Here is a 24993-nt window from a genome sequence, read left to right as displayed (position 1 = left end):
ATGACTGACGCAGTACCCATCGGCTGTGCGGCCGGTCGCCCCTCGCCTACCGTCTGGTGGGCAGGCAGTCACGACCGTCGCGAAGACGCGGCAAGCAACTGTCCGTCACTCGGCGAATCGCCCCACCGAGGTGACGACCAGTGACGAGTACCGCCGCGCTCGCACTCGCCACGGTGCAGGCCGTCGGCGTACTGGTCGGCCTCGTGTTCACCGTCTACATGCTGGCTGGCCTGCTCGGCTCGCTGTTCTACAGCACCGAGAAGGCAGACGAGCGAGCTGAAAACGCCCGAATCGTCATCACGACGGTCGCCTCCGAGCGGGTCGCACCAGCATTGCGAGAGACCATCGAACAGACGCTCGAAACGTTCGAGGACTACGAGGTCTACTGTCTCCTCGACGAGGGGAGTGACCTCGAAGCAGAACTGACGGCATGGGACGGCCTTCGGACGGTCGTCGTCCCGGACGACTACGAGTGTACGGCCATCGCGAAAGGCCGCGCCATCAACTACTACATCGAGACCGTAGTCTCGCGGGAGCCTTCGTACTGGTACGCGTTCATCGACGACGACAACCGCGTCCTCGACGACACGTTCCTGTACGAGATTCCGCACTACGAAGCACGCGGCTACCGGGCGACGAACCCGGTTCTCGACCCTCGGCCCGGCCGGTCGATGCTGACGTTCCTCGCCGACCAGATTCGCTACGTCGACGACATCGCCATCTACCGACTGTTCACCGGCATCCTCGGTCGTCCATACCTCGGGTTCCACGGCGAACTGCTCTGCGTCCGCGGTGACGTCCTCGCGGACATCGGTTTCGACCGACAGAGCATCGTCGAGGACTTCGCGTTCGCGCTAGAACTCGTCGAAGCCGAGGTCCCAGTGTGGCAGAGCGAGACGCGAATCAGTGTCCTCAGCCCACACGACGTCACCGCGTTCTTGAAACAGCGGGCGCGCTGGTACGTCGGCGTACTGGCGTACCTGCCGAAGGCACCGATGCTGAGTCGACTCGTCGTCGGGACGCGAATCGTCACTTGGTCGGTCGCGGTCACGTCGAGCTGGGTGTTCATGCCGGTGTGGGTCCTCGGCTACGGCGTCGACGCACCACCCGTCCTGCTCGCAGCGATGATCGTCGGCACGCTCATCTACGTCGGCACCATCGCGAGGGGAGCCAGACAGATCGGCGGGGTCCGAGGAATCAGCTACCTGCTCCTCACCCCAATCTGTGCGCTCATCGAGCATCTAGTGCCGCTGTACGCGCTCGCCACTCGCCAGCGCGACTTCGTCGTCATCGAGAAGTAACTGACTGTCCGGTCGGCCGGACGGTCCCTTTCTGCCCGTAGCTTCGTCCCTCGCTCGTGATTCCCTCACCCGAGAACAGATATCTGAACCGCGCTTTTGTCTCACCTGATGGGAGGCACACATTCGACGGCAGGGTTTCTCGTCTCGACCGTCGAACGTGCGCCGACACACTTCGACGTGGCGTGGTACATTCGGTCGCTGTTCAGCACGTACAACGAGGTCCACGCGTTCGAACTCGGCCTCTTCGGCGGAATCGTTCTCGCTGCGCTGTTGCTCGGCGGCTACAGAGGATTCGCGTCCGTCGTGCTCGTGGGCCTGTTCGTCTTCGCGCTCGGGTTTCCTGACGGCGAGTGGCTCTGTTCGTCTGCGGTCGATAACTGCAGCGCACGCCCCGTGCAGGGAAAGCCGTGGTACTTCATGAGTGGCCTGTTCCTGATGGTCACGCTCCTGCCGGGTGTCGCGAGACGGCTGTTCGCCCCCGCCACTCCAGTGAGGAGAAATTCTACGAGTGACCACGCAGAGGACACCGATACCGGAAACGACGGGCGACAGCGTGCCCGAGTGAGTTTCGACGACCAGAGCCAAGACGCCGATAGTCGACAGGGGTCTCCCTCGACGTTGCCAGACGGGTGTGGCTGTCGGGACGACGAGTGAAAACAGTTCGCGGTAGCGAGAGAGCGAGAGAGAACGCAACCGGAGGGGCCTAGCGACTCAGGTCGCCTCGCTGGCGCGTCAGATGTTCCGTCGAATGTTGAGCTTTTGTCCCAGCAATCCCGCGCTTCGTAAGTACCCACCTTGGAGGAGTTCGTCCTCCGCAGATTCGATGCACGACGCTTTGTGACCACGCTCCAGCAACAGCTGCCGAATATTCCCCCGACGGACTGCGTCCCCATCCCCCGTGCCCTGAACGAGTAACTGGTACTCGTGGGCGAGTTCCGTAACCATACTCATCTGTTAGTCGCGACGCGGATGTCATTGGTGCCGTCTCTATTAGGGACACGTCCCGACCGACCGTCGACCGCAGTCTCACAGGCCACGGCGGCCGTTGTCGACCGACAGGGTTCCGAACGGTTCTGCTGGGAGCCGAATCGTTATCCCTCGCAGTCACCGAATCCTGGACATGGATCTCTCCGTCGTCGACCTCTCTCCAGTTCCCGATGATGGGACCGCGACCGACGCGTACGCGAACACGATCGAGTCTGCTCGACAAGCAGAGCGCCTCGGCTTCACTCGCTTCTGGGTGGCCGAACACCACGGCATGGCTGACCGCCTCGCCGGGACGACTCCCGAAGTGTTGCTCGGCCACCTCGCCGCCGAGACCGACTCGATTCGACTCGGTTCTGGTGCGGTGTTGCTCAACCACTACAGCCCGTTCAAAGTCGCCGAGTCGTTCGGTGTGCTGGACGGCCTCGCTCCGGGACGTATCGACGCCGGTCTCGGACGGGCGAACGGTTCTCCGGCCTCGGACCAGGCACTCGGAACGGACCGACACGTGGAAGACCCTGACGGCGACCACAAGGCGAAAATCGAGGCCGTGGTCAACCACCTCTACGACGACTACCCCGACGAGCACATCTACGGCGACCTGACTGTCCCCAGTTCCGGAGACGAACCACCAGCACCGTGGCTCCTCGGGTCCAGTCCGTCCAGTGCGGCACTCGCCGGCGAACTCGGCCTCCCATACTGCTTTGCGGCGTTTATTCGGCCGCAGTTCGCTACCTACGCGTTCGAAGAGTACTACGAGACCTTCCAGTCGTCACGACTGGCCGGGGGCATCGACGAGCCGCGGGGAATGGTCGCCGTGAACGCCATCTGCGCAGAGACCGACGAAGCCGCAGCACGCAAGCGTGCCGTCGCGGAGGCCGCCTACCAACGACTTCGACGTGGTGTCCTCGACTCCACCCCGTCCGTCGACGAGGCTATCGACGAACTCGGTGGCGTGCCCGAACCGACGCCGGCGACGCTCGACGACGACGAATGGCCACGGGCCATCTCTGGCAGCCCAGAAACGCTCGCCGGACTGCTGGACCAACTCGCCGACCGTGTCGGCGTCGACGAAGTGATGATTCAACACGTCGTGGCCGACCACGAGGACGGCCTCCGGTCGCACGAACTGTTGGCTGACGCAGTCGGTCTCACTGGTCGGTGAAAGAGCGAGAGTAAGCGTCGAACGTCGTCGATTCGGCTCGCGCAGGCCGAACAGAATGCTGCCCTCTCGGTCGCGGTGATTCTAGTACTCGGTCGACCGAACGCGCGTCACTCGAACTGCTCGACACTGGACCGGCCACGTTCTCGAAACAGGACTTCGTCGAGTTCGAGCAGTTTCTCTGCGATGTCGCTGTCGAGGTCGAGTCGGTACATGGGCGCGGCAGAGGGGACGTCTGTCTTGACCTTCTCGACGAGACCGTACGTGAGGAGCTCTGCGAGATGGGTCGCCACGTCGTTCCGGTCGACGTCGAGCGGGCGAGCGATTTCGGTCTTCGTGAACTCGTCGATGGGGTGTTGGATGAACGTGCCGATAATCTCGACTCGCTCCTGGCAGTCGAGCAAGTCGAGGACCGGCGAATTCGTGCTCGGGTCCTGCGTCATCGCGATGGCCATGTCTTCTACGAACACGTCTTCGGGCAACAGTGCCTCGCTTCACACTCTCAGCTTTCATAAGGACACAGACAATTATACCGGTTCCAATCACGAACCGTCGGTCTCAGCTTGGCCGTCTGGCTGTTCGGCCGGGGACAACGTGACATCGACCGTCTCGCCGTGTTCGAGCTGCGTCCACAGGTCGGTATCGGACAGCAGTCGAAGTAGGTACTCACCGTCACCCGCGTCGATGACTCGCGCCTGAACCGTCCGGGACTCGTCGTCCCGTCCAGATTCGAGGTGGTCGAGTCGACGCTCGATTGTATCGAGACGCTCGGTCACGTCTGTCACGGCACTGATGTCGATGGTGGCAGACGTATCGGTCTGTTCGGTCGACTCGGTTGCTTTGGCCTCGTCAGCCCCCTCGACGTGAGTCGACGCGCCGTCATCGCGGTTCGCGCGATCTTTGCGCGACCCAGTCTCCGCAGCGGTCGTCGGTGCGTCTGAGCCCTCGCTTCGAGGCTGTTCTGTCGTCGTCGTGCGCTGTGGTCTCGCAGCCGAACTCGGTCGCTGTCGCGAGAGTTCGTCGACGTTCAACCCTTCTGCGGTGAGGTTCGGGCTGACCTGCGCGACCGCTGGAACCGTGTCGTCCCCGGTGACGAGCGCCCCGTGTTTACTGCTGTTGCCGTTCTGATACTGGCGTGCGCGAAGCCGACGGGCGACTGCGTCGGTTACCCACGGCGGTTCGACCCACTGGCCGTCTTCGTACAAGGTGTACTCGCCCTTGTCCGTCGTCGCCCACGTGAACGCGTCGTATCGGTCTTTGAAGCGAGCCAGTCGGCTCCCGGTCTGATGCGTGACGACGACCTGTTTCGGTGCGAGGTCTGCGACGAGCTGGTCGACGGTTTCGTCGGTCGGGTGGTTGCTGTACGTGTAGTGTGCGACGGTGCAGTTCGCCGATTCCACAGGGGAACCGACGCCACCGGTCACCTGCACGAGTGTCGCACCGGGGTCGTCGCGAATCTCTTCGTAACAGCTCCGGGCACTCCCGTCGACGGGGACTTCCGGTCCGGCGATGGTGACGGCTCCCGGGTCGAGGACGGCCGTGGCATCGTCGAACGTCCGGACCGTCTGAACGCCGTCGAGGTCGTAGCCGAGGGTCTCGTACAGTTTCGCCGCGTGACCGACGAGTGTGACGGACGGGATCGCAATCGACTCTCGGTCCGTCAGCGTGGCTAACAGATACGTGAGGTGGACCGCGGTCAGCCCACTGGCCGTCAGCAGGACGGTCGAGCCGGCGTGTGCGCGCTCGAGCGTGGTCGCGACAGCGCCCGTGAGTTCGTCTTCGAAACCCTCGGACGTCGCACCGGTCAGAAACACCGCTTCGGGGTCGAGTTCGGTGGAGAGTCCGGGGTAGCCAGCGGTCCGGCGGCGCGTCCAGTCACCGGTCGCCAGCATCGTGCGGGTCTCTGAGCCGTCGTCGAACCGGATACCGAAGGCGGCCGCGCCGGGAGCGTGGCCCGCTGGCACCGGTCGAACGTCGACATCGCCCGTGACGCTGGTCCAGTCGGAAATCGGTGTGAGTGCGTCGAGGACGGCATCGACGTTGCTCACGTCGTAGTGTGTCGTCGCCTCGGTGAGGACGTCGTCGAGAATCGCCGCAGTCGGCTCGGCGGCGTAGATGGGAGCGGCGTCCCGGACGTTCTCCCCCAGTCGCTCGTAGTGGTCGAGGTGCGCGTGAGTGAGGATAATCGCCGTCAGATATTCGTCGTCCGCGAGCAGGTCGTCGACCGACACGTTCGTACCCGCGTCGACCAGGATGCACGCAGTCTGGTCGGCAACAGGGTCGCTGAGCCGCACGAGAAACGATTCGTTGCCAGTGTGTGGGTTCGCGTGCTGGAAACTGACTCGCATTGAGTATGTTTACTAGTTCTCCTTGCGATATTAAAGTACTACCGAGAAGTACAAGCAGTTTTTTAGTTACACTTCCGAAACGAACGACGGACTGGTTACTCCCCTGTCGGGTAGCCTCATCGCCATCGGCGACCACTGGACTAGCATGGAACTCGTCAGACCGAACAGGGCATTGCTCCAACGCGCGAGAGAACAGATGGACGGGTGGATATTCGACGGTCGTGACCGGGCCTTCGACGAGATGTTCGAGGGACCGGGGGCCGTGGTCAGTGGGGAAGAACTCCAGCAACTCGACCGAATCGACTCGGCACTGAGTCGCCAGACTGGCGTCGGCATCTGGGGTGCAGACCAGTACGGCATCATCACCGGGCACTTCCCGGACGACGTGCCACTCAGAGTCGTCTGTACGCTACATCCCGAGATACCGGCCGAGGGCTACCGTGGCCACAACAGCCTCGAAGAGTCGACTCGGGACCGCTACAACGACGTCCTCTTCGAGTACTGCGAGCGGGTCGCGACGTTCGCACAGGCCGACTTAGAGGCGTTCGTACTGGACGTCGAAGCCGAAGCGGATACAGTCTGAGTGTTCAGCCTGAGAGCGAGTGCCGGAGGGTTTCGGTTCGTTCCGACAGGCCGTCGCTGATAGTGACTGGATATCGCACTGGTGTGTTCAGGTCCCGATACCGTAGTTCGAACGACCCGAGCGCAGTGAGCGCCCGCGCCCGACAGTCAGAGAGTGGTGGTACTGGACCGACGCGTTTCCCGTCTGCGACGACCACTTCTAGCAGTTCCTCTCCGGGAAGCGACTCGTCGCGCAAACCGAGGATGTCCTCGACGGCTTTCCCGACCGTTGCGACTCGCCGGACCGACTTCTGTCCCGGATAGGTGACCTTCCCCGACGAGAGCTTCATCGTCGGCTGTAACTCGCCATCTCGCTCGACGGCGACGAGTTTGTACACCGCGTCGAGCGACGGCTGGTCGTCACTCGTGACGAGTGCCGTACCGGGACCGAATCCCGAAGCGACCCCACCTGCAGCCAGAAACGAGTCGATTTCGAACTCGTCCAGTCCAGACGAGACGAACACATCGGCGTCGCCGACGATGGGCTTGACCGCCTTCGAGAGCGTTACGAGGTCGCCCGAATCGAGTCGGACGCCACTGATGTCGACGCCGAGTTCAGTCGCCACGTCGACGGCACAGCGCGCACCTTCGACGGTGTCGTAGGTATCGACCAGCAGGACGCTGTCTTCGCCGTACTCGCGAACGAACGCCTCGAAGGCGTCGCGTTCGCTCGGGAAGCTCTGGACCCACGAGTGCGCCATCGTTCCGAACACTGGCAGCCCGAACAGTTCGCCTGCGGCCTCGTTCGACGTGCCGTCGAAACCGCCGATGTAGGCGGCACGCGCCGCCTTCAGGCCGGCGTCGGTGCCGTGTGCCCGCCGTGACCCGAAATCGACGAGCGTCTGCTCCCCACCGTGTCGCTCGACCGCGTCGTGCATCCGGCGGGCTTTCGTGGCGACGAGCGTCTGGAAACTGACCTGGTTGATGATGGCGGTCTCCAACAACTGGGCTTCGAGAATCGGAGCCGTCACTTCGAGGAGTGGCTCGTTCGGGAACACCGGCGTCCCTTCCGTCACTGCACGAATCTCTCCCGAGAAGGAGAAGTCGGCCAGCACATCCAGGAACTCGTCGTCGAAGCCCGCTTCCGCGAGGTAGGTGAGCGCTCGGTCACCGAAGCTGAGGTTCTCGACGTAGTGGAGTACCTGTTCGAGGCCCGCGGCGATTGCGTAGCCGCGGTTCGACGGCAACTTCCGGAAGAAGAGGCTGAACGTCGTCTCCGGGTTGTGGTCCTGCGCGTGATACCCCTGCATCATCGTCAACTCGTAGCGGTCGGTGAACAGCGGAAGGGTCTCCGGAGTGAGATACCCGAAACGGGGCGCAGTCATGCGCAGAGTAGGGTCGCTAGGGGGAAAACGTCATGCTGGGCCGGCTATGGCCACGTCGTCCACGGTTTTCCCAATCAGTGTTACTAGTCAGTGTAACTAATTTGTGGAGTGAGACGGTAGACGCTGTCTCGGACGACTCCCGACCACGGTACAAGAACGGTTTCAGCTAACTCTACATTTTTGATACGTAGCACACATGTGACGATATGCGCCGCCGAACCCTCATCGCTACTATCGGCGCGGCCCTCCCCGCAGGCTGCCTCGGTACCGCTGACACGACAGATGGCTCCCCGTCGACGACGAACACTGGGTCGTCCGCGACAGAAGTACCCTCGAACGATGGGTTCTCCGTCACAGCGTTCGACGTGTCCACGACGAAGGTCGCGCCGGAAAAGCAGTACTTCGTCCGTATCGACAAGGTGTACTCCACCGACGCAGTTTCGCGCGAAGAAGGCGAACAGACGATTCTGGACGTCGACGATATCGAGTCATCGGAACACCGAAATGTCGTCAAAATGTCACTCTCAGAGGGGAAGGTATGGCGCGATTCTGTTCCAGATAGACTCCGCGAACTCACGGAACGTGTCGACTTCTTCACGTGGGAGTCGGATACCGACCCTGACGCGACGGCGACACATTGGGGCGTCGCGGTCTACCGGGCGTTTCCCGACCGAGAACCGGTCCTCGAATTCGGTGCCGAACTCGTCGACGACCACGTGGCTCCCGACGACCCCGGCGCAATCGTGTTCTCGCTGACGAACGTCGGCGACGATGTTCAGTCCGTCTTCAGCGGGGCCGCACCGCCGTTTTCGATACTCTGGGCGGAGCGGACGGACACAGATGCACAGGCACTTCTGTGGCGCGACTACGTCGAAGAAGACTGCGTGAGCGTCAGAGAAACTGATGGGGACACATCTCTCGTCTGGTGTGACATCGGCATTACGACCGACATCGAGCCCGGCGAGACGGTGGAGAGGCGCTACGAAATCCGCTCGCAATTCGACCGTGATGCACTCGCCGAACCCGCATTCGACAGTCCTGGGGAGTACTCTCTCGATGAGACGCTGGAATATCACCGGAGCGGCGAGGTTCAAGGGCCTTGGACGAACGTCGACTGGCGCGTCGAGTTCACCCTCGAATCGGACTGACCGACCGATAGGCACTCCTATCGTAGTACGTGTTCCCCCGAAGGTGGGTAATCGTGAGTTGCTTCGGTACCGCACATGGCGGCCCCACCGACTCACTACTCGTCCGACGAACGCGAGACGACACTATTGGAAAGTACATACTGTACTATATATTTCGAATCAATACTCTCTTCATAGAACGAGCCTACTCACCCAATGAAACGTGACTCCTCCACGCAGTAACACCGTTTGTCCCTATTGCGGCTCGCGGAATACGACCTTTCGAGAGAACAAAGATAATCTGGGAGTGTACGTCTGCGAAAAATGCGACCGGAGTTTCACCGGTCCGGCGCAATAATCTCGCGTCGCCGCGTTCCACGAAGAACTCGTCTCCGTCTCTCGGGCCGACATTGATCTCCGCCCGACATCGAACTCCGTTCGTGCAGAAACGTCCCCGCCTACATCAGATTTCGTGTGGGTCAGTCGGTGAAACCGGGGACTCCACGCCGTCGTCGACGGACTCGTACGGAGCCGTACTCCGCTTGCCGAGTTCGCCGCCGACGACTAACAGCACGACTAACATGAGGATAGCTCCGACGAGCAGCATGACCACGACGTCGGGGTCGGCGAAATTCTGTGCCGCGACGACTAGTGCCGCCGAGATATTTCGCTGGGCAGTCCCCAACCCGACGACTGCCCGGGTTTCGAGGGCACTGCCTCCGAGGAGATAGCCGACGACGAGAGAGAGGACGACGAACAGTCCGAGAGCCAGTATCGCGCCCGTCCCGATGACCGCGACGAGCGTCTGGAAGTTCAGCACGAGCATGAGGACGAGCAAGATGGCCAAGGCCGTCGTCGACGTCTGTGCCATCACCGGCTGGACCGGTCGCGCGAGTTCTGGATACCGTGCGCGAACCGCGAGACCGATAGAGAGCGGGAGCAGGAGTAACACGACCAGCGAGCTAGCGATATCCATGGGGTCGACTGCGACGCCGGGCAACAGCACTGGTAAGACGAGTGGGACGTATGCGACCGTCGTCACCATCAGCAACACCATCAGCCCGACCCCGAACGCGACGTCGCCCTTCGCCGCCTGCACCAGCGTCGGCAAGAACGGTGCCCCGGCTGCCGTCGCCAGGAGAACGAGCCCGATAGACTGCGCCTGCGAGAGCGGGACGAATCGCAAGATAGCGACGGCGAGAAGTGGTACTACTACGAAGTTGGCGACCAGCGCCGACGCGACCAGCGTCCGATTTCTGAGTGGTGAGAGTATCTGTGCGACCGTCAGGTTCAGCCCCATCGCAAGCATACTCGTCACGACGAACACGAGGACGCACAGTGTCGCGAGAGATTCGAGAATCACCGCCATCGGTACGGAATCACCCCATCTCGCGTAGAACTGGTCACTGCCGATCCGATACACCGTCTTCCAACCGTTGTGTTATTCCCCATTGGAATCACGAACCTCAATGCTCGATTGTGTGGCCTTTTCGGACGAGAGCGCGATGTCGACGCGGGTGCCGTATTAGGCGGGTTAGTTAGCGTTCAACGCCGTATCGAAGCGCCCAATTGCTTGTGAAAAGGTCGAGTACAATGCCTCGAACGTCTTCGACACTAGATAGGCGATGAAGCAGATAAGACAATGTTGTCCAGATATGGAACGCTCTAGTTATTCATTCAGCACCTCCCCGATAGACATGCGGTTGTCGAGCACCTCATTTGGACGGTAGCGATCAAAAACGAGGGAGAGACAGCCAGCAGTTGAGTTCGGAACGCCAGTTTCGAACACTTGTTGTGAGAATCCGATCTGGACCACGGGAAACAGAGATATTATAGGTGGAGTAACCCCTCGTCTTCTTCCTCACCGATGGGTTCATCTTCAATCGTACTTATTGCCCATCCCGTGACTATTTGAGTACCGGCTTCATCAGATTCGTAACTGAAATCAGATTCGTAATCGAATCTAAATTCTACTGGTTCTTCAGAGTCGAGAAATTCACGAATGTCACCGAACCTATTGATGGGTGCGAATAATTCATAGCGCAGGACAGGGAAGCCAGTTTTCGGATCCCCCGGGCCGTACTTGACCTCCCCCGGACTCGGGTCAGTACCCTCGAAAAATATGTTGACGGATACTATCATGTTCGGCAATCCTGGACGAGGTTCACATCTCACAGATATCTTGCCCAATTCAGGAAGTGGCTGGTCTTGAGTACACTTATAAATAGCGTAGTACGATCTGACCCCAAACGAATCCCAGGTTCTCATACGGCTAATTACCACTCTGAAACCGGTACCATTGACGCTTGATATCTATCGACCCCACAAAGAATAGTCTCTCAGCCCCTGAAATCCAATAATTGGCGAAAAGACAGTTTGTAAGAATCTGTTCTGGAAATTTCATTTTACCGCGGGCCGAACAGATTTCTCCGACCGAACATCTCGCGGCATGGAGCCGGACAGCGGAGGTCCTTACTGGCGACCCCAGAACTCGACGAGTGCAGTTGTACTGACCAGACGCTTTCCGTCTCGTCGACGTCGCAGTTCTCTCTTGAATCCCCAACTGGCTTCTCTAGCCAGCGCCCCAGATACCGTCCTGTTCAAAAAGCGACGACGACCCCCCGACAGAAGTCTCGCGTCACTGCTGAGGCTCTTCGCCTTTGTACCCTCGTCCTGACTTTCAGGTTTCACTGCAGACGAAGGCAAGACCTCGTGACTCCTATGCGGAGTATGGATACGAATTGGCGAGCGGTCATCACTGGATTCGTCGTCACCGTCCTCATCGGGTCGTTGGGTGGTATCGTCATCCCGGTCTTCGGGACCATCGGCGGCGGACTCATCGGCGGATTCATCGCCGGGTACCTCGCGGGCGGGGGTGCCTGGAACGGCGGGTGGAACGGAACCCTCTCGGGGGCGTTAGGTGGCATCGTCGCTGCGGTCCTCCTCTCGCTACTCGGGGCACTCGTGGGGTTCATCGCGGGTCCGGTCGGGAGTCTCCTCGCCGGAATGAGCGTCTTCCTCATCGGGACCGTGGTCGCGCTGCTCTTCGCGATTCCGAGCGGTCTGGCAGGCGCACTGGGCGGCTGGTTACGTGACGTGGAGCGGAAGAGCACGGTCGAACCGCCCCAGCCATCTGCACGCTGATTCGGTAGGTCCCGCTGACGGGCCGATTTTCCCGCGCTGACAGACGTCGAACCTGGCCCAGGCGAGACTGGGCACCAGCGATTTATACACCCCACACGACTGATAGACACACCACGAATGCCCGACGCCGACGAGATGCCCATCGACGAGGCAAGCAGGTGCTGTACAGCCGTCATCGACCGCGTGAACGAGGCCGTCATCGGCGAGCGGGAGTTCTTCGAAATCGTCCTCACGGGCGCACTCGCCCGAGGACACGTGCTGCTCGAAGACGTGCCCGGGACCGGGAAGACGTTGACAGCCATCGCGTTCGCACAGGCACTCGGGCTCGATTTCTCACGGATACAGTTCACCCCCGACTTACTTCCGAGCGACATCACCGGCTCGCACGTGTACAACGAACACGACGCCGAGTTCGAATTCCACCCGGGGCCGGTGTTCGCGAACGTCGTCCTCGCAGACGAGATCAACCGGGCACCACCGAAGACGCAGGCTGCATTGCTGGAGTCGATGGACGAAAAGCAGGTCACCGTCGACGGGACGACGCACCAGTTGCCGGACCCGTTCTTCGTCATCGCGACGCAGAACCCAGTCGAACAGGAAGGGACGTTCGAGCTACCAGAAGCACAGCGCGACCGATTCGTCGTGAAGACGAGCATGGGCTACCCCAGCCGCGATGGCGAACTCGAACTCGTCGACCGCCGGGCGAACCGACGCACACAGATGCCGACTATCGAGGCCGCCGTAACCCCCGATCAGGTCCGCAGACTCCAGCAGACGCCCGAGACGGTGACGATGCGCCAGAACGTCCGCGAGTACATGGTCGACCTCGCGCGGGCGACACGGTCCGACGAGCGCGTCGACATCGGCGTCTCACCGCGTGGCATTCAGCGCTTTTTCGAAGCGGCGCGAGCACACGCCGTCGTCGCAGGCAGAGAGTACGTCGCTCCAGAAGACGTGAAGTTCGTCGCCCGCGAGGTGATGCAACACCGCATCATTCTCACGCCGCAGGCGACCATCCAGAACGCGACCGTCGCCGACGTAGTGACCGACGTGTTAGAGCGCATCGAAGTTCCTGCCGTGTCGCCGTAGCGGTAAATTGGGAGCAAGAGTGGTTTTGAGGAATTTCGGCCTGCGTAAACCGCAGACGGCCCAGACGGCCCAGGCGGACCGACCAGTTGACATCCTCCCGCACCTGAAGACGTGGGAATCCCACGGCATCGTACCGCTAAGTTGGGATATCAGGGTTTGCAGTCTGCCGTTCTGTCCGGGGTTGGAATCCTCGGGAGAGGTCATGAACGTAGACCCCGGGCTGTGCCAACCAACCGGTACTCCGATCTCCGTCCAAACTGGCCGAAGACTCGGAGTTACTCTGAGTCAAATATTTCTGCACGGCGACTGGTACGGCGTTCTACCGACTTGCCAAGCCTTTTACGTGACTTGACGAAGGTGCGGGTATGCATCGACGAACGGCCCTGATCAGTGCTGGAACTCTCCTGAGCGCGTCACTGGCCGGTTGTAGTGCGCTCTCCGGTTCTGGAGAGGAAACGCCACCGCCCCCGGAGTCAGACGCCGAGCCGGTCTCACTGGTTCCCCCTGCTCCGGAAGGCTGGGAACGCCGCAGCAAGGAAGACGGAATCCCCGGGATGAAATCCGACGAGGCAGGGAAGGGAACGTACGCGAACCCAGAGGTATTGCCGTTCTTTCTCTCGATACTCCGCTGGGACACCGTCGAGGCTGCCGAAACGTACGCGGAGGACATCGACCGGACAGGCTTTTTGGATGCTCGGTACGCCGTTCGCCGAGAGAACTTCCTCTTCGTCTGCCAGACCGCAGAGCGGGCGAGCGATGCGGACGCGAAGACACTACTTTCACACTGTGATTCGCTCACCGAGTCCGTCGTCGAGTCTCACGACGTCATGCCCTGAGGGATATTCCTCATCGTCTCTAAACCTATTTGCGACCACGGCGACACGCCCGACCATGGACCTCCCCACAGACTGGACCACCGATTCCCTCCAGACGAACGGCGTCGAGTTGCAGTACTACCGAACCGGCGACGGGCCGCCAGTCGTCATGGCGCACGGTTTCGGAGAGAACGGCAGATGCTTCGAACCGTTAGCGTCGGCTCTCGCCGACGAGTACGAGGTCATCACGTACGACGCCCGGGCACACGGCCACTCGGGCGCGCCGGAGTCCGGCTACGACATCGAGGACCGAGTCGCAGACCTCGTCGGCTTGGTCGAGTCGCTCGACCTCGACGACCCGATACTGCTCGGCCACTCGATGGGCGGGTCGACCGTCGCGTGGACGGCCGCGACCCATCCCGAACTCCCGCGGGCGGTCGTCCTCGAAGACCCAGCCGCGATGTACGGTGAGTCCGAGATGAGCCCGGGCGAACGGGCGGAAATCGTTCGCGAGCAACTCGCCGAAGACGCCGAGAAGACGGTGGAGGAACGCGCCGACGAGTACCAGGAGTTCACGCCCGAACAGGCGAGACGCCACGCCGTCGCCGACGATGAGTGTCGGACAGCAATCGCCGAAATCGCACGCGAGGGCTACCCACAGGCTCCTGACGCATTTCCCGACATCGAGTGTCCCGCACTGGTGCTGCTCGGTGACCGCGAAGTGGAGCGGCGCGTCGCCGCCTACGATGCAGCCGAAGCCCTCGAACAGGGCCGGCTCGTGCACGTCCCCGGCGCGGGTCACTACGTCTTCGAGACACGGTTCGACGCTGCGTTTGCGGAACTACAGACGTTCCTTCGACGACTGCCCGAGCGCTAGCCTCGCAGGACACTCGTGATGAACACGACCCCGGTGACCGCCGCGAGAACCGCGACGATGGTCGCAGTCGGCCCTGCGGTCGGTACCCGAATCCCGGCGACGACGGTGAGGGCGACGACTGCACCGACTCCGACGAACAGGCTCGCGACCGCGTGGACGAGTTCCGGTCGGGTCGTCGATGGACCAGCCCCGAGTTCCTCGCGCATAGTCGCGCCGTAGCTGACCACATCCCAGACGACGATTCCGGCGGCGACGGGAACGAGGACGAAGCCAGTCCCGGAGCCACTGGCCCCGGCGAACAACGCTCCCAGTAGGAGTGCTCCCCCAGCGACGGCCGCCGGAGCGGACCGCCGCGGAATGAAGCCGACGACGCCGAGGAAGGATACGGTCAGCAGCGTTCCGAGGAACGCGGTGCAGAGCGCGACGACGAGGACGAGCACGACGACTGCTGGCGAACTGAGTTCGACGAGACGAGCGACGATTTCGACCACACCGGTTGGCGCCTGTCCCTGTAGCAGTGAAACGACGCGGTCACCGGCACCGAGCGCGAGCGTCGTCAGGAGGACGCCACCGGTCAATCGCGGAAGCGAGTCGACTGCCACCCCCTTTGCCTCACGGTGGGCGACCCACCGGAGGGCCACGACGAGCAAGCCGAGGCCGGTCGCCAGTACGACGACACCGAACAGAAGCCACCGAAGTGGCTGGAGCGTCGTCAGGTCCGTTACGAACGATCTGACCGTCGGCGACCACTCGAACAGCAAATCGGTCGCGCCGGCGAGCTGGACGAGCGTCACGATTGGGAGTGCCAGTCCCGCCACGACGCCGAGACGCCAGCACCACGAGACGACGGAATCGCGCCACGTGGCGACTCGCTGGCGATTTCGACGGTGGACGAGTTGGACGAGTGGCAGTCGTGGGAGTGCGACCGCCGTCGCTATCGACGCGGCAGCGACGAGAAGCGTGAAACCAGCGAGTTCGGGACTCGTACCAGTGGGTGCGAGTACTGCGTCGGTCACGCCGTCGAGGAGGCCGCCCAGTGCTCCGTCGAGTTCACCGACTAGACCGACGTCACGCACGAAGAGGACGACCGTTGCGAGAACCGGAATCGAGAGCGTCTCGAACAACGAGACTGCTGTTCGCCAGACGACGCCACCGCCGAGGGCGCCGGTCAGCGTCGTCGCCGCACCGAAGACCGCGAACACGACCATCGTCGTCACGAGGGGTGAGAGTACACCAGCACCGGCTCCGGACCCAGCGAGTGGGAGGCCAGCGCTGGCCGCGAACAGGACGACCAGTACCGGGAGGGATATCGACGCGCCGAGGTCGCCGAGGGGCGATTCTCGGCCGACGAGCGAGGTGGTGACTGCGAACACGAGCCCGGTCACGACTGCGAGGACTCCCGCGAGTACGAGGCCAGTTCCGACGACGAGTGATTCGACGCCAACGAGGGTCGAGACGAGTGCGAGAAGACCACTGGTTCGTGGTGTGGCCACTCTTTCGGTCGAACTCCGGTGGCGTCGCTCCCTCGCGTGGAGTCGTGCCGGGTCGTCGGATTGGGGGTCTGGTGTGCCACTCATCGTTGAAGTCCTCGTGTTTTTCACCCGAGCCATGGCCGGATGGCCTGCGCCAGTGCGAGTGGCAGGGGGTCGTCGTGCGCCCAGTCGACGACTGGTGCGCCGGTCGTCCGCATCTCGTCGAGTCGGAGTGCGCGCTCCATGGTCACGACCTGTTGGCCAGCCGTCGAGCCACCCGTGACGTTCGGTGAGAGGACGGTCGTCCGGTGACCGTGGGCCTGTACCGTCTTCGTAACTTCGACTGGGAAGTCGTCGAGTGCGGGCGTGACGAACAGCACCTGCGTATCACGCGAGAGTCGCGCGAGCAGGCGGTCGAGGTCGGACCGGCCGCCGTCGGTCGCCATCGGCGAAGCGCCGTCTTCAGCCCCACGGCCGCCCGGGCTACCGCCGTAACTGGTGGCCCCGTTCGTTGCCCCGCGTTCGCGTCGACCCATCGATTCGACGTCTATCGTCCCCGAACCACCATCGACGGTCGCAGCGTCGATGACCTGTGCGACGCGGGCAGTGAATCCCCGGCCGCTCTCCGGACCGACCCACGCTGGGGAGTCGCCGGCGGGACCACGGACGCCCAAGGCGGCGAGCGAGACCCGGTGGCCGGCGTCGGCCAGTGCGTCGAGTGCGAGCGACGCGGCGTACGCACTCATCGCTGCACCAGTCGGCAATCCCGCTGCAGCGGTCTGTCTGGCCGGCGCGCGTGCGTCGAGTACGACGGCGACGTTCGTCGAGCGGTGTTCGCGGTACTCGACGGTCGTCAACACGCCGTCTTTGGCGAGCCGTCGCCAGTCGATACGGTTGATGGGGTCGCCGCGGCGGTACTCGCGGGTCTTCTCGAACTCGATACCCGCTCCCGCGCTGTTCGTCGGCCGTGGGCCCGTGACGAACGTGGTCTGGTCGCGTATCGGGACGTCCTCGACGGTGACGCGACAGTCGAGCACGTCGGTCCCGGTCGCGTCGATGTCGTCGGTCGAACTGACGCTCGCTGAGAGGCTTCGGCCACGGACTCGAACTGGCTCGAACGTGTGGGTCCCGCGTCGCGGGACGACTACGTATTCGACGGTCGTCGACTGCCCACTTCGTAGCGAGAGTGCCGCGTTCGGAGAGCCATCGACCACGGTGACGCCGTCGGGGACGCCGTCGCGGAGTCGGACGTCGGTCAGCGCCTGCTCGCCGTCGTTCGTCACGGTGAGCGAGATGGTGACACGTTGGCCTGGGATCGGCGACGGTGGTTCGGCGACACGCTCGACCGTGAGCGTCTTCGATGGCGATGAGACCGTCGAGAGACTGCTGTAGGCGACGAACAAGAGCGGGACGACTGCGGCGAGTAGCAGCGACGGTTGGCCGGTCGCCAACCCCGCCGCCGCGAAGGCGACAGTCGCCGCCGTCACACCACGCCAGCGGCCGACTCGCGTCACCATCGGGCCACCTCGTCGGTGCCATCCTCGCTCCGGTCGAATCCGCCACTGGACTCGACGACTACAACCGGTTCCGGTCGACTGTAGCCCGACACGGTGTCGGCACAGCGGTCTTCGACGGCGGCGAGCGTCCGTTCGTACTGTCTCCGGAATGCACGGGTCGGCGAAAGCCAAGCGTAGAGTCGCCGCCACAGTGGTAGGTCTGGCAGTGCTTCGTTCGTCTCGTCGCCGAGGAACACGGCTGCCACCGTGTCGTCGGTCCACGTCCCCGCTGCGATAGCGTGCTCGATAGTCTGCTGTTCGGTCCCGTCGGCGTACTCGCCGCTTCGTTCGAGGACTGCAGAGAGGACCGTTCTGAGCCGGTCTTTCGCATCGTCCAGATGGCCCGGATGTGCGTCGCCAGTTGTGCTGGCGGCCGCCCAGGCGAGCGTCGCATCGACGTCGCTTCCGGTCACGTGGCTCGGACCGGCCGACTGGTCGAGGCCCGAATATGGACTCGCTCGCCGGTCACCGAAGGCTTCGTCTGGTTCCGCAGTGCGGTCGAGCCAGACTCGAACGAGCGCGTACAAACCGAAGAGTGCGGCGACCGCGAGCGACAGCGTCGCTGGTCCAGTCGTCGTCACGAGGTCGTCGATGCCCCGGAGGACTCCCGAAGGGACCGACCCGGGGACGAACGCGAAGACGAGTCCAACCGCGATGGCGAGCAGGCCAGCAGCGACGACCAGTCGCCGCCACGCCCGGAGGATGCGGTCCATCAGTCGTCACCTCCGGATGGAGCGTGACTCGACCCAGTCGCTTTCGTCGTCGCGTCTGACTCCTCGGCGCTCGGCTCGGTCTCGGTCGCGCGACCGTCGGTGCCGCCTAGTTCAGCGACGGCAGACCGGACCCGCCCGAGCACTGACTCGTCTGTCGGGTGGGCGCCATACTCGGCGTCGCGGAACGCGTCGGTCACGACTCGCACGGGGCCAGCCGGGAACCCGTGGTCGATGGCGTACTGGGCGATTTCGCCCGGCGTCTTCGTCCGGACACTCGGTGGGCGCACGACGCCGATGAATTCGGCCCAGAGGTCGCGGAGTGACCGATGTGCGGCCGAGGTTGGCGTGCTCGACGCGCTCGCCACCGTCTGCCTCGAACCAGTGCCGTTCGACGTGGCTCCTTCGTCGTCACCGAACAGCCCAAGGAGTCCGGCACGGAGCCAGGCGAATAGTCGGCGTGGGTCCAATCGGTGCGCGAGTGCCGTCAGCCACTGCCACAGCCGCCCGGGAACGAGTCGGAGTCGGCCGAGCGCTGCCGGACCGAGGCCGAGTAGCCAGCGACCCAGTGCGTGCAGTCGGCCAGCGACCGCGAAGACGACCGAGACAGCCGTCGTCGCCGCCCACGAGACGAGCGCCCGCACCCGGTTTCGTGCCGCCCCGGGCGTGACGCCGTAGTGCCGTGCGATGGCTGCGACGGCGAGGAGGACCGCGAGAAATCCACCGACGACGAGCGCGAGGTTACCGAACAGTCCGCCGACTGTCGTCGTCACCGACCGGCCCGCGACGGTCGCGGTCACGGTGACGCTATCGGTGAGCGGGAGTGCGGTGTCGACGGTCCCGTCCGTCCCAGTCACGCCGACACGCTCACCGCCGACAGTGACGGGAACGCCGGAGAGCGGGTCACCGTCCGCCGTGACGTGGACAGTCGCTGGTGCACCCGGAATATTGATTCCGAACGCTGGCGACACCGAGACGTCGACTTCCTGTACCGTGACGTTGGCCGTCCCCGAGATTTCACCCCGTTCGACCGTCAGCGGCAGTGTCCCGTTCACGGTGTTCGGGAAGGTGACGGTGGCCCGCCCCTGTCGGTCGGTCGTGGCGACTTTCGTGCCGTCGAGACTCACAGTCGCCTCTCGCATCGGCACGTCCTGGACCGTGGCCGTGACGTTCAGCTTTCCGCCGGGAAACGGCCGACCGTCCACTGTAATCGTGACGTTCGACTCGACGCGGTAGGTTCGCGACTCGCTCGTGTTGTTCCCCGGCGTGGTCGCCGCCGGTCTGACCTGAATCGAGTACGGGGTCGCTGCATCAGTCGGTAGTATTGAGCCATCCTGTACGAGGGTAGCCATGGTCGTGGAGTCGGTTCCGCTCGGTGCAGTCACGGTCACGTCGAGGTCCCTGACGTAGGGGACGGTCGCGACGACCTGTCCACGTTCGTCCGTCTGGCCGACTCGCTCGCCCTCGAACGCGACCGTCGCACCCTTCACGGGCGTCCCTGCCCGTGAGACTGTCACGGTTACGTCTGCACCGGGGACGACCGACCGGTTGAACTGGACGGTGTACGGCGGCCCACTCGTGGACAGCGATTGCTCGCCGGGACTGCCCGGCGAACTGGCCTGACTCGGTGCGACGGTCTGGTTGCCGACGCCGCCGAGGCCACCGTCACCCGTCGACGAACCGTTCGTGGTCGCATCGCCCTGTCCGTCCGACGTGCCTGAATCCGCGCCATCACTACCGGTCTGGGGATTGTCGTCACCACTTCCGTCATCACCAGCGGATTCCGACCCACTACCGCTGGTGTCCCCACTGGTACCTCCACCATCGCCTGCGCCGCCAGCGCCAGTACTGCCGCCGTTCTGTGCAGCAGCCTGTGAGAACGCCGTCTGGTCGGCCGTCTGTCGGCCGCCTGCGGGCGTGGGGTCGAACTGGACCCAGCCGGTCCCGGGGAAGTACACCTCGACCCACGCGTGAGCGTTCGCCGTCGTGAGCGCGTACTCGTTCGCGCCGAGTTGCACGCCGGGTGAGTAGCCCGTCACGTACCGTGCGGGGATGCCTTCGCTCCGGAGCATGACGACCATCGCGCTGGCGAAGTGCTGACAGTAGCCGGTTTCCATCTCGAAGAGGAACTGGTCGACGACGGGGCGCGACTGGTCGTGACTCGCCTGCAACGAGTACGCTCGATGCGTTTCGAGCCAGTTCTCGATGGCGCTGGCCTTCTGGTAGGCCGTCTGGTCGTCGTCGGTGATGGAGGACGCGAACACGCGAACCCGCTCTGGCGTCACCGCCGGAAGTTGCGTGTACGTCGCTTCGATATCGGCCGGGTAGTCCATCCCGGCCGCGTTCAACCGAGTGGGGTCGTTCGGCGGCTTCTGGCTCGTGACGGTCACGACGGTGCCCTTCGGCAGTGGCTGTTCGCGACGGAACGTCGCCTGCTCGCTCACGACGACCGTGTCCCCGCTCTCGACGGTGAACTCGGTCGGCCGCCACGCCGTCGGAATCTGACCGGAGTCGACTTCGAGGCGAATCCGTTGTTCGATAGTGCCGCCGCCTGCGACCGTGTCGTCGTCAGGAATCTCGCCGGTGAACACCTGTGCGGTCGACGTTCGGTCCCAGCCGGTCCCCGTGTACTGTTGATACACGTTCGTCCGGAAGTACGTCGGTTCGCTACTCCAGACGGTGAAGAGGCGGGCCGCGGACTGGTTCGTGAGCGAGGACGCGTCGACGCCACCGAGTTGCGTGGACGACGGTGGGGAACCGAGTTCGGAAATGCCCGCAGTGGCCGCGTCGATAGTCTGTGACTGTGCGCTCGCTGCAGCCGCAGCCGCACCGGCGTCGGCACCGTTCGTCAGTACGTCGCTGGAACCGGAGCCAGCACCACCTTCGCTTCCTGCACCGCTTCCGTCGCTCGCATCGCCCGTTCCGCCACTGCTGCCCGAATCGGAGCTATCTCCGGGCTGTCCGCTTGTTCCTCCAGCGCCATCACCAGTGACGGTTCGCCCCTCTTGACTGTCTGGCGCACCGGAAATCGTCGGTGTGGCAGTGTCGAGGGGCTGGTCACCGTTCTGGCGGGGTGTACCGCGTTCGCCGTCTGAGCCGGTCGCAGCAGTGCCCGTTTCTGCCAGTTCGCCACCGGTAGGCGTGTCAGCAGAACTACCCAGGTCAGCGAACGGTGCTTGTCCCGCCAAGCCGGGGAGTAACATCGCAGCGAGGACTAGTCCGACGACGCCGACCAAGGCGAGTGCTGTCTGGCCGAGTGCACGACCATCGTCACCGCTACTGGTCGACTTGTCCGTCGTCATGGAGGGCGACCGTCGCCTGACAGGGTGTCCGGGCTGTAGTCCATTCTCGTGGTTGTTACGGATACTAAGGCTCCACGAAATACATAAATCCTGTGAGGGTTTCGAACCCCGATTCGCCGAGCGAAAGGCCACAATTATCACACCGAATCGAGTATGGTTTTTCTATGACCCGTGAGGAGGCGTCAGAGCGCGTCGTCGCACGGAGTGACGCAGTACGACGGGTGACAGACGGCGTCGTCGCGCTCGACTCGGAGTGTCGGTACACGTTCGTGAACGAACGAGCAGTGGAAATACTCGATAAGTCCCGCGACGACCTCATCGGTGAGTGTCTCTGGGACGTCTATCCCGAATTGGTCGAGACACCCACATACGAGAACGTCGAACGAGCGCTCGACGAGCAAGAAGAGTGTACGTACGAAGGATACAATCCACGCAACGATCAGTGGTTCGACGTTCGTCTCTATCCCGACGAGGACGGGCTCTCCATCTACTTCGAGGACATCACTGAGAAGAAATCGGTCGAAGCAGAACTGGAGCAGACGAACCAGGTTCTCGAGGCGCTCGTCGAGAACACAGCCGAGGCCATCTACGTCAAAGACGAGGACGGCTCGTACCAGTTCATGAACGAGTCGGCTGCCGGGTTCTTCGGCTGCGAACCAGACGACTTGCTCGGGAAGGACGACGAGGACCTGTTCGACGCCGAAAGTGCAACAGAGATTGGCCAGATCGACGAGCGCATCGTCACCCAGAACACGGCCGACAGGCGCGAAGTCGACCGGTACATCGACGGCGAGAGACACGTGTTCCTCGACGACAAGTACCCCTATCGTGACGAGGACGGGGCAGTCGTCGGCGTGATGGGAATCAGCCGGGACATCACCGAGCGAAAGCAGCGGGAACAGAAACTCAGGTCACTGACCGGGGAGTACGAGGCCGTGTTCGAGAACGCCGACGACGCCATCTTCCTCCTCGACGTCGACGACACCGACGACGAGTACGAGTTCCGGTTCACCCGACTCAATCCCTTCCACGAGCAATCGACTGGCTTGACGACCGAAGCGGTTCGTGGCAAGACGCCGCGTGAGGCGCTCGGTGAGGAAACTGGGGCCGCCGTCGAGCAGAACTATCGACGCTGTGCCGAACAGCGAGAGCCCATCGTCTACGAAGAAGAGCTCGCGCTGCCGGGCGGCGAAATCGTCTGGCAGACCAAACTCGCACCAGTCATCGTCGACGGCCAGTTGACCAGAATCGTCGGTATCGCGCGGGACATCACCGAACGCGTCGAACGAGAAGAAGAACTCCGTCGACAGAACGAGCGACTGGACGAGTTCACCCGCCTCGTCTCGCACGACCTCCGTAACCCCCTCAACATCGCACAGGCCCACACGGAGTCACTGTTCGAATCGGCATCGGCTGCGGAGCACGAACGCCTCGAATCCATCACCGAAGCGCTCGACAGAATGCAGGTCATCGTCGACGACACGTTGACGCTGGCACGACAGGGCAAACACGTCTCGGAAAAACGAACCGTCGACGTCACCAGTCTCGCCGACCGATGCTGGCGACTGGTCGAAACGCACGACGCACGACTAACTGTCGTCGACGAGTTCACCGTCGACGGGGATGCAGACCGATTGGGGAACGTGTTCGAGAACCTGTTCCGAAACGCGGTGACGCACGGCGGACCAGCCGTCACCGTTCGCATCGGTGTCGTCGACGAGCAGGGCTTCTACGTCGAAGACGATGGTCCCGGCGTTCCACCGGCTGAGCGCGAATCGGTGTTCGAACCGGGCCACTCCTCGACGCCCGGAGGAAGCGGGTTCGGCCTCGCCATCGTTCGCTACATCGCCCAGGCGCACGGCTGGGAAGTGACTTGCTGTGCTGGCAGCGACGGGGGAACTCGCTTCGAGTTCTCGGGCGTCGAGATACGTCAGTGAGCGAGTGCGAGTGACCCCGCTGGGAACACAACACGTTTCTCACCCGCCCGCCACGAATTCCACGACAGCATGGCCGAGATACGTCGAATCGCGGTGACCAGTGGCTCGGGGAGCGGGCCGGAAGGCGGAAACAGTGCTTATCTCCTGCCTGCGCGCGGTGTCCTCGTCGACCCCGGCCCGCCGGGTGACGACCCGTGGCGACGACTCTGTGACGGTATCGAAGACGCCCGGCTCTCGCTCACCGACATCGACCACGTCCTCGTTACGCACTGGCACGCCGACCACACTGGGAATGCGCCGCGACTCGCCTCTGCAGCCGACGCGACGCTCTGGTTGCACGAACGGGACGCACCGCTGCTCGGTGACTACGCTAACGAACGCGAACGGCGGGTAACGCGAGACGCCGAAACGCTCCGACAGTGGGGCGTACCCGACGACCGAATCGACGAACTCGTCGCGTTCGACTCGCCGACGCCAGTTCCGGATTCGACGCCGGTCGAATCGCTCGCCGATGGCGACACAGTGGCCGGTGTCGAAGTGCTGCATACACCCGGACACACGGCTGGCCACGCCGCGTTCGTCCTCGACGAAGACGAGTCCGAGGGCGACGTAGCGGGCTTCGTCGGCGACGCCGTGTTGCGGACGGTTACGCCGAACGTCGGCGGTGGCGACACTCGCCAGACCGCGCCGTTGTCCGCGTATCGAGAGACACTCGCCCGGTTGTCCGAGCGAGTCGACATGGCCCATCCCGGTCACGGTACGGCATTCGACGTGTCCGAGCGAACAGCGGAGATTCGTGCCCATCACCGCGAGCGGTCTGTACACACGCTAGACGCGCTGTCCTCACTCGCCGAGACGGACTCGGGTGTCACGCCGTGGGCCGTCGCGACCGACCTCTTCGGGGAGATGGCCGACTATCACGTGAAGTTCGGCGCGGGCGAGGCGTTCGCGCATCTCCAGCATCTCACGGAACTGGGGCTGGCTGTGCTGATTTCCGACGACTGCGAGAATGGCCACGACGACGTACATCGCTACGTTCCGACTGAGCGGCGCGGAGACGTGTCGACGACCGACCTCGTCCGGACTACGTGGAGCGAATGAGCAAGCGCACTCGACAGTTAACTCTCGCCGAAACCAGCACGCCGTGCGCTTTTGAGATACGTTGCTTCGTCCATCCAGCGGGCCCACGTCGACTCCATCTGCGTCGAACGCGGTGTCTCTCT

Annotated in this window: 22 protein-coding genes and 1 pseudogene; 12 read left to right on the top strand and 11 right to left on the bottom strand. The window is 63.2% G+C overall.

Annotation, left to right across the window (positions count from 1 at the left end):
* The 3 genes from ACSC1P_RS18335 to ACSC1P_RS18325 all read left to right on the top strand — a co-directional run bounded on the left by ACSC1P_RS18335 (position 1) and on the right by ACSC1P_RS18325 (position 1955).
* Positions 1-144: a hypothetical protein gene (locus ACSC1P_RS18335; RefSeq protein WP_435361658.1), complete on the top strand. Its 144-nt coding sequence runs from the start codon at positions 1-3 to the stop codon at positions 142-144.
* Positions 141-1301, top strand: coding sequence for a glycosyltransferase family 2 protein (locus ACSC1P_RS18330; protein WP_435361657.1), 1161 nt, complete (start codon positions 141-143; stop codon positions 1299-1301). Before ACSC1P_RS18335 ends, ACSC1P_RS18330 begins: the two co-directional genes overlap by 4 nt.
* Positions 1302-1409: 108 nt before the next feature.
* Positions 1410-1955 (top strand): hypothetical protein, encoded by a 546-nt coding sequence (locus ACSC1P_RS18325; RefSeq protein WP_435361656.1) that lies wholly within the window; start codon positions 1410-1412, stop codon positions 1953-1955.
* Between the two features lie 78 nt (positions 1956-2033).
* On the opposite strand, the gene ACSC1P_RS18320 is transcribed toward ACSC1P_RS18325, so the two are convergent.
* Positions 2034-2252 carry a hypothetical protein gene (locus tag ACSC1P_RS18320; RefSeq protein WP_435361655.1) on the bottom strand — a complete coding sequence of 73 codons (219 nt, stop codon included), beginning with the start codon at positions 2250-2252 and terminating at the stop codon, positions 2034-2036.
* Positions 2253-2421: 169 nt separating this feature from the next.
* On the opposite strand from ACSC1P_RS18320, the gene ACSC1P_RS18315 reads away from it, so the two are divergent.
* On the top strand, positions 2422-3450 hold the full coding sequence (locus tag ACSC1P_RS18315; protein WP_435361654.1) for an LLM class flavin-dependent oxidoreductase: 1029 nt from the start codon (positions 2422-2424) through the stop codon (positions 3448-3450).
* A 107-nt stretch (positions 3451-3557) separates the two neighbouring features.
* Here the strand turns inward: ACSC1P_RS18315 and ACSC1P_RS18310 are convergent, their stop codons facing one another.
* Positions 3558-3929, bottom strand: coding sequence for a hypothetical protein (locus ACSC1P_RS18310; RefSeq protein WP_435361653.1), 372 nt, complete (start codon positions 3927-3929; stop codon positions 3558-3560).
* A 60-nt stretch (positions 3930-3989) separates the two neighbouring features.
* Positions 3990-5795 carry an MBL fold metallo-hydrolase gene (locus tag ACSC1P_RS18305; RefSeq protein ID WP_435361652.1) on the bottom strand — a complete coding sequence of 602 codons (1806 nt, stop codon included), beginning with the start codon at positions 5793-5795 and terminating at the stop codon, positions 3990-3992.
* Between the two features lie 145 nt (positions 5796-5940).
* Here ACSC1P_RS18305 and ACSC1P_RS18300 point away from each other — a divergent pair, with 145 nt between their 5' ends.
* Positions 5941-6378 carry a DUF7539 family protein gene (locus tag ACSC1P_RS18300; protein WP_435361651.1) on the top strand — a complete coding sequence of 146 codons (438 nt, stop codon included), beginning with the start codon at positions 5941-5943 and terminating at the stop codon, positions 6376-6378.
* A gap of 4 nt (positions 6379-6382) precedes the next feature.
* On the opposite strand, the gene ACSC1P_RS18295 is transcribed toward ACSC1P_RS18300, so the two are convergent.
* Positions 6383-7741, bottom strand: coding sequence for a nicotinate phosphoribosyltransferase (locus tag ACSC1P_RS18295; protein ID WP_435361650.1), 1359 nt, complete (start codon positions 7739-7741; stop codon positions 6383-6385).
* A 206-nt stretch (positions 7742-7947) separates the two neighbouring features.
* On the opposite strand from ACSC1P_RS18295, the gene ACSC1P_RS18290 reads away from it, so the two are divergent.
* Positions 7948-8889, top strand: a complete 942-nt coding sequence (locus tag ACSC1P_RS18290; protein WP_435361649.1) for a DUF8130 domain-containing protein — start codon at positions 7948-7950, stop codon at positions 8887-8889.
* 442 nt (positions 8890-9331) lie between these two features.
* Here the strand turns inward: ACSC1P_RS18290 and ACSC1P_RS18285 are convergent, their stop codons facing one another.
* Together ACSC1P_RS18285 and ACSC1P_RS18280 are read right to left on the bottom strand one after the other, a co-directional pair.
* Positions 9332-10237, bottom strand: a complete 906-nt coding sequence (locus ACSC1P_RS18285) for a bile acid:sodium symporter family protein (RefSeq protein WP_435361648.1) — start codon at positions 10235-10237, stop codon at positions 9332-9334.
* Between the two features lie 461 nt (positions 10238-10698).
* The gene (locus ACSC1P_RS18280; RefSeq protein ID WP_435361647.1) at positions 10699-11010 is read right to left on the bottom strand and encodes a hypothetical protein; all 312 of its coding nucleotides are present in this window, start codon (positions 11008-11010) and stop codon (positions 10699-10701) included.
* A 588-nt stretch (positions 11011-11598) separates the two neighbouring features.
* On the opposite strand from ACSC1P_RS18280, the gene ACSC1P_RS18275 reads away from it, so the two are divergent.
* Both ACSC1P_RS18275 and ACSC1P_RS18270 read left to right on the top strand, forming a co-directional pair.
* Positions 11599-12012 (top strand): DUF5518 domain-containing protein, encoded by a 414-nt coding sequence (locus ACSC1P_RS18275; RefSeq protein ID WP_435361646.1) that lies wholly within the window; start codon positions 11599-11601, stop codon positions 12010-12012.
* 117 nt (positions 12013-12129) lie between these two features.
* A complete protein-coding gene (locus tag ACSC1P_RS18270; RefSeq protein ID WP_435361645.1) occupies positions 12130-13101 on the top strand; it encodes an AAA family ATPase in 972 nt (323 codons plus the stop codon).
* Positions 13102-13250: 149 nt separating this feature from the next.
* Here ACSC1P_RS18270 and ACSC1P_RS18265 read toward each other — a convergent pair.
* Positions 13251-13387 (bottom strand): annotated as a pseudogene (locus ACSC1P_RS18265) (RNA-guided endonuclease InsQ/TnpB family protein); the annotation flags it as partial.
* 79 nt (positions 13388-13466) lie between these two features.
* Between ACSC1P_RS18265 and ACSC1P_RS18260 the strand changes: the two are divergent.
* Both ACSC1P_RS18260 and ACSC1P_RS18255 read left to right on the top strand, forming a co-directional pair.
* A complete protein-coding gene (locus ACSC1P_RS18260; RefSeq protein WP_435361644.1) occupies positions 13467-13937 on the top strand; it encodes a hypothetical protein in 471 nt (156 codons plus the stop codon).
* Between the two features lie 55 nt (positions 13938-13992).
* Positions 13993-14793 (top strand): alpha/beta fold hydrolase, encoded by an 801-nt coding sequence (locus ACSC1P_RS18255; protein WP_435361643.1) that lies wholly within the window; start codon positions 13993-13995, stop codon positions 14791-14793.
* Here the strand turns inward: ACSC1P_RS18255 and ACSC1P_RS18250 are convergent.
* From ACSC1P_RS18250 to ACSC1P_RS18235, 4 genes are read right to left on the bottom strand one after another with little or no spacing between them, the layout of a single operon-like run.
* Entirely contained in the window at positions 14790-16370 is a 1581-nt protein-coding gene (locus ACSC1P_RS18250) for a DUF7519 family protein (RefSeq protein ID WP_435361642.1), read from the bottom strand. The two genes, ACSC1P_RS18255 and ACSC1P_RS18250, sit on opposite strands and share 4 nt — an antisense overlap.
* Before the next feature lie 20 nt (positions 16371-16390).
* Entirely contained in the window at positions 16391-17782 is a 1392-nt protein-coding gene (locus ACSC1P_RS18245; RefSeq protein ID WP_435361641.1) for a DUF58 domain-containing protein, read from the bottom strand.
* Positions 17776-18534 carry a DUF7269 family protein gene (locus tag ACSC1P_RS18240; RefSeq protein ID WP_435361640.1) on the bottom strand — a complete coding sequence of 253 codons (759 nt, stop codon included), beginning with the start codon at positions 18532-18534 and terminating at the stop codon, positions 17776-17778. Before ACSC1P_RS18240 ends, ACSC1P_RS18245 begins: the two co-directional genes overlap by 7 nt.
* Positions 18534-21833 (bottom strand): transglutaminase domain-containing protein, encoded by a 3300-nt coding sequence (locus ACSC1P_RS18235; protein ID WP_435361639.1) that lies wholly within the window; start codon positions 21831-21833, stop codon positions 18534-18536. Before ACSC1P_RS18235 ends, ACSC1P_RS18240 begins: the two co-directional genes overlap by 1 nt.
* A gap of 164 nt (positions 21834-21997) precedes the next feature.
* Here ACSC1P_RS18235 and ACSC1P_RS18230 point away from each other — a divergent pair, with 164 nt between their 5' ends.
* Both ACSC1P_RS18230 and ACSC1P_RS18225 read left to right on the top strand, forming a co-directional pair.
* Positions 21998-23770, top strand: coding sequence for a PAS domain-containing sensor histidine kinase (locus ACSC1P_RS18230; RefSeq protein ID WP_435361638.1), 1773 nt, complete (start codon positions 21998-22000; stop codon positions 23768-23770).
* Between the two features lie 69 nt (positions 23771-23839).
* Complete coding sequence (locus ACSC1P_RS18225; protein WP_435361637.1) at positions 23840-24871, top strand: MBL fold metallo-hydrolase; 1032 nt, start codon at positions 23840-23842, stop codon at positions 24869-24871.
* Positions 24872-24993 lie beyond the last annotated feature (122 nt).

It is taken from the genome of Haloarchaeobius caseinilyticus (genome assembly GCF_051207395.1).
Taxonomy (GTDB): Archaea; Halobacteriota; Halobacteria; order Halobacteriales; family Natrialbaceae; genus Haloarchaeobius.
This window is presented reverse-complemented; position numbering and strand designations above follow the sequence as displayed.

Excerpts from the sequence above, each read along its gene's own strand:
- ACSC1P_RS18335 (WP_435361658.1), top strand. The coding sequence starts at position 1 with ATGACTGACGCAGTACCCATCGGCTGTGCGGCCGGTCGCCCCTCGCCT.
- ACSC1P_RS18325 (WP_435361656.1), top strand. The coding sequence starts at position 1,410 with ATGGGAGGCACACATTCGACGGCAGGGTTTCTCGTCTCGACCGTCGAA.
- ACSC1P_RS18320 (WP_435361655.1), bottom strand. The coding sequence starts at position 2,252 with ATGAGTATGGTTACGGAACTCGCCCACGAGTACCAGTTACTCGTTCAG.
- ACSC1P_RS18315 (WP_435361654.1), top strand. The coding sequence starts at position 2,422 with ATGGATCTCTCCGTCGTCGACCTCTCTCCAGTTCCCGATGATGGGACC.
- ACSC1P_RS18305 (WP_435361652.1), bottom strand. The coding sequence starts at position 5,795 with ATGCGAGTCAGTTTCCAGCACGCGAACCCACACACTGGCAACGAATCG.
- ACSC1P_RS18300 (WP_435361651.1), top strand. The coding sequence starts at position 5,941 with ATGGAACTCGTCAGACCGAACAGGGCATTGCTCCAACGCGCGAGAGAA.
- ACSC1P_RS18295 (WP_435361650.1), bottom strand. The coding sequence starts at position 7,741 with ATGACTGCGCCCCGTTTCGGGTATCTCACTCCGGAGACCCTTCCGCTG.
- ACSC1P_RS18290 (WP_435361649.1), top strand. The coding sequence starts at position 7,948 with ATGCGCCGCCGAACCCTCATCGCTACTATCGGCGCGGCCCTCCCCGCA.
- ACSC1P_RS18285 (WP_435361648.1), bottom strand. The coding sequence starts at position 10,237 with ATGGCGGTGATTCTCGAATCTCTCGCGACACTGTGCGTCCTCGTGTTC.
- ACSC1P_RS18280 (WP_435361647.1), bottom strand. The coding sequence starts at position 11,010 with ATGATAGTATCCGTCAACATATTTTTCGAGGGTACTGACCCGAGTCCG.
- ACSC1P_RS18275 (WP_435361646.1), top strand. The coding sequence starts at position 11,599 with ATGGATACGAATTGGCGAGCGGTCATCACTGGATTCGTCGTCACCGTC.
- ACSC1P_RS18270 (WP_435361645.1), top strand. The coding sequence starts at position 12,130 with ATGCCCGACGCCGACGAGATGCCCATCGACGAGGCAAGCAGGTGCTGT.
- ACSC1P_RS18260 (WP_435361644.1), top strand. The coding sequence starts at position 13,467 with ATGCATCGACGAACGGCCCTGATCAGTGCTGGAACTCTCCTGAGCGCG.
- ACSC1P_RS18255 (WP_435361643.1), top strand. The coding sequence starts at position 13,993 with ATGGACCTCCCCACAGACTGGACCACCGATTCCCTCCAGACGAACGGC.
- ACSC1P_RS18250 (WP_435361642.1), bottom strand. The coding sequence starts at position 16,370 with ATGAGTGGCACACCAGACCCCCAATCCGACGACCCGGCACGACTCCAC.
- ACSC1P_RS18245 (WP_435361641.1), bottom strand. The coding sequence starts at position 17,782 with ATGGTGACGCGAGTCGGCCGCTGGCGTGGTGTGACGGCGGCGACTGTC.
- ACSC1P_RS18240 (WP_435361640.1), bottom strand. The coding sequence starts at position 18,534 with ATGGACCGCATCCTCCGGGCGTGGCGGCGACTGGTCGTCGCTGCTGGC.
- ACSC1P_RS18235 (WP_435361639.1), bottom strand. The coding sequence starts at position 21,833 with ATGACGACGGACAAGTCGACCAGTAGCGGTGACGATGGTCGTGCACTC.
- ACSC1P_RS18230 (WP_435361638.1), top strand. The coding sequence starts at position 21,998 with ATGACCCGTGAGGAGGCGTCAGAGCGCGTCGTCGCACGGAGTGACGCA.
- ACSC1P_RS18225 (WP_435361637.1), top strand. The coding sequence starts at position 23,840 with ATGGCCGAGATACGTCGAATCGCGGTGACCAGTGGCTCGGGGAGCGGG.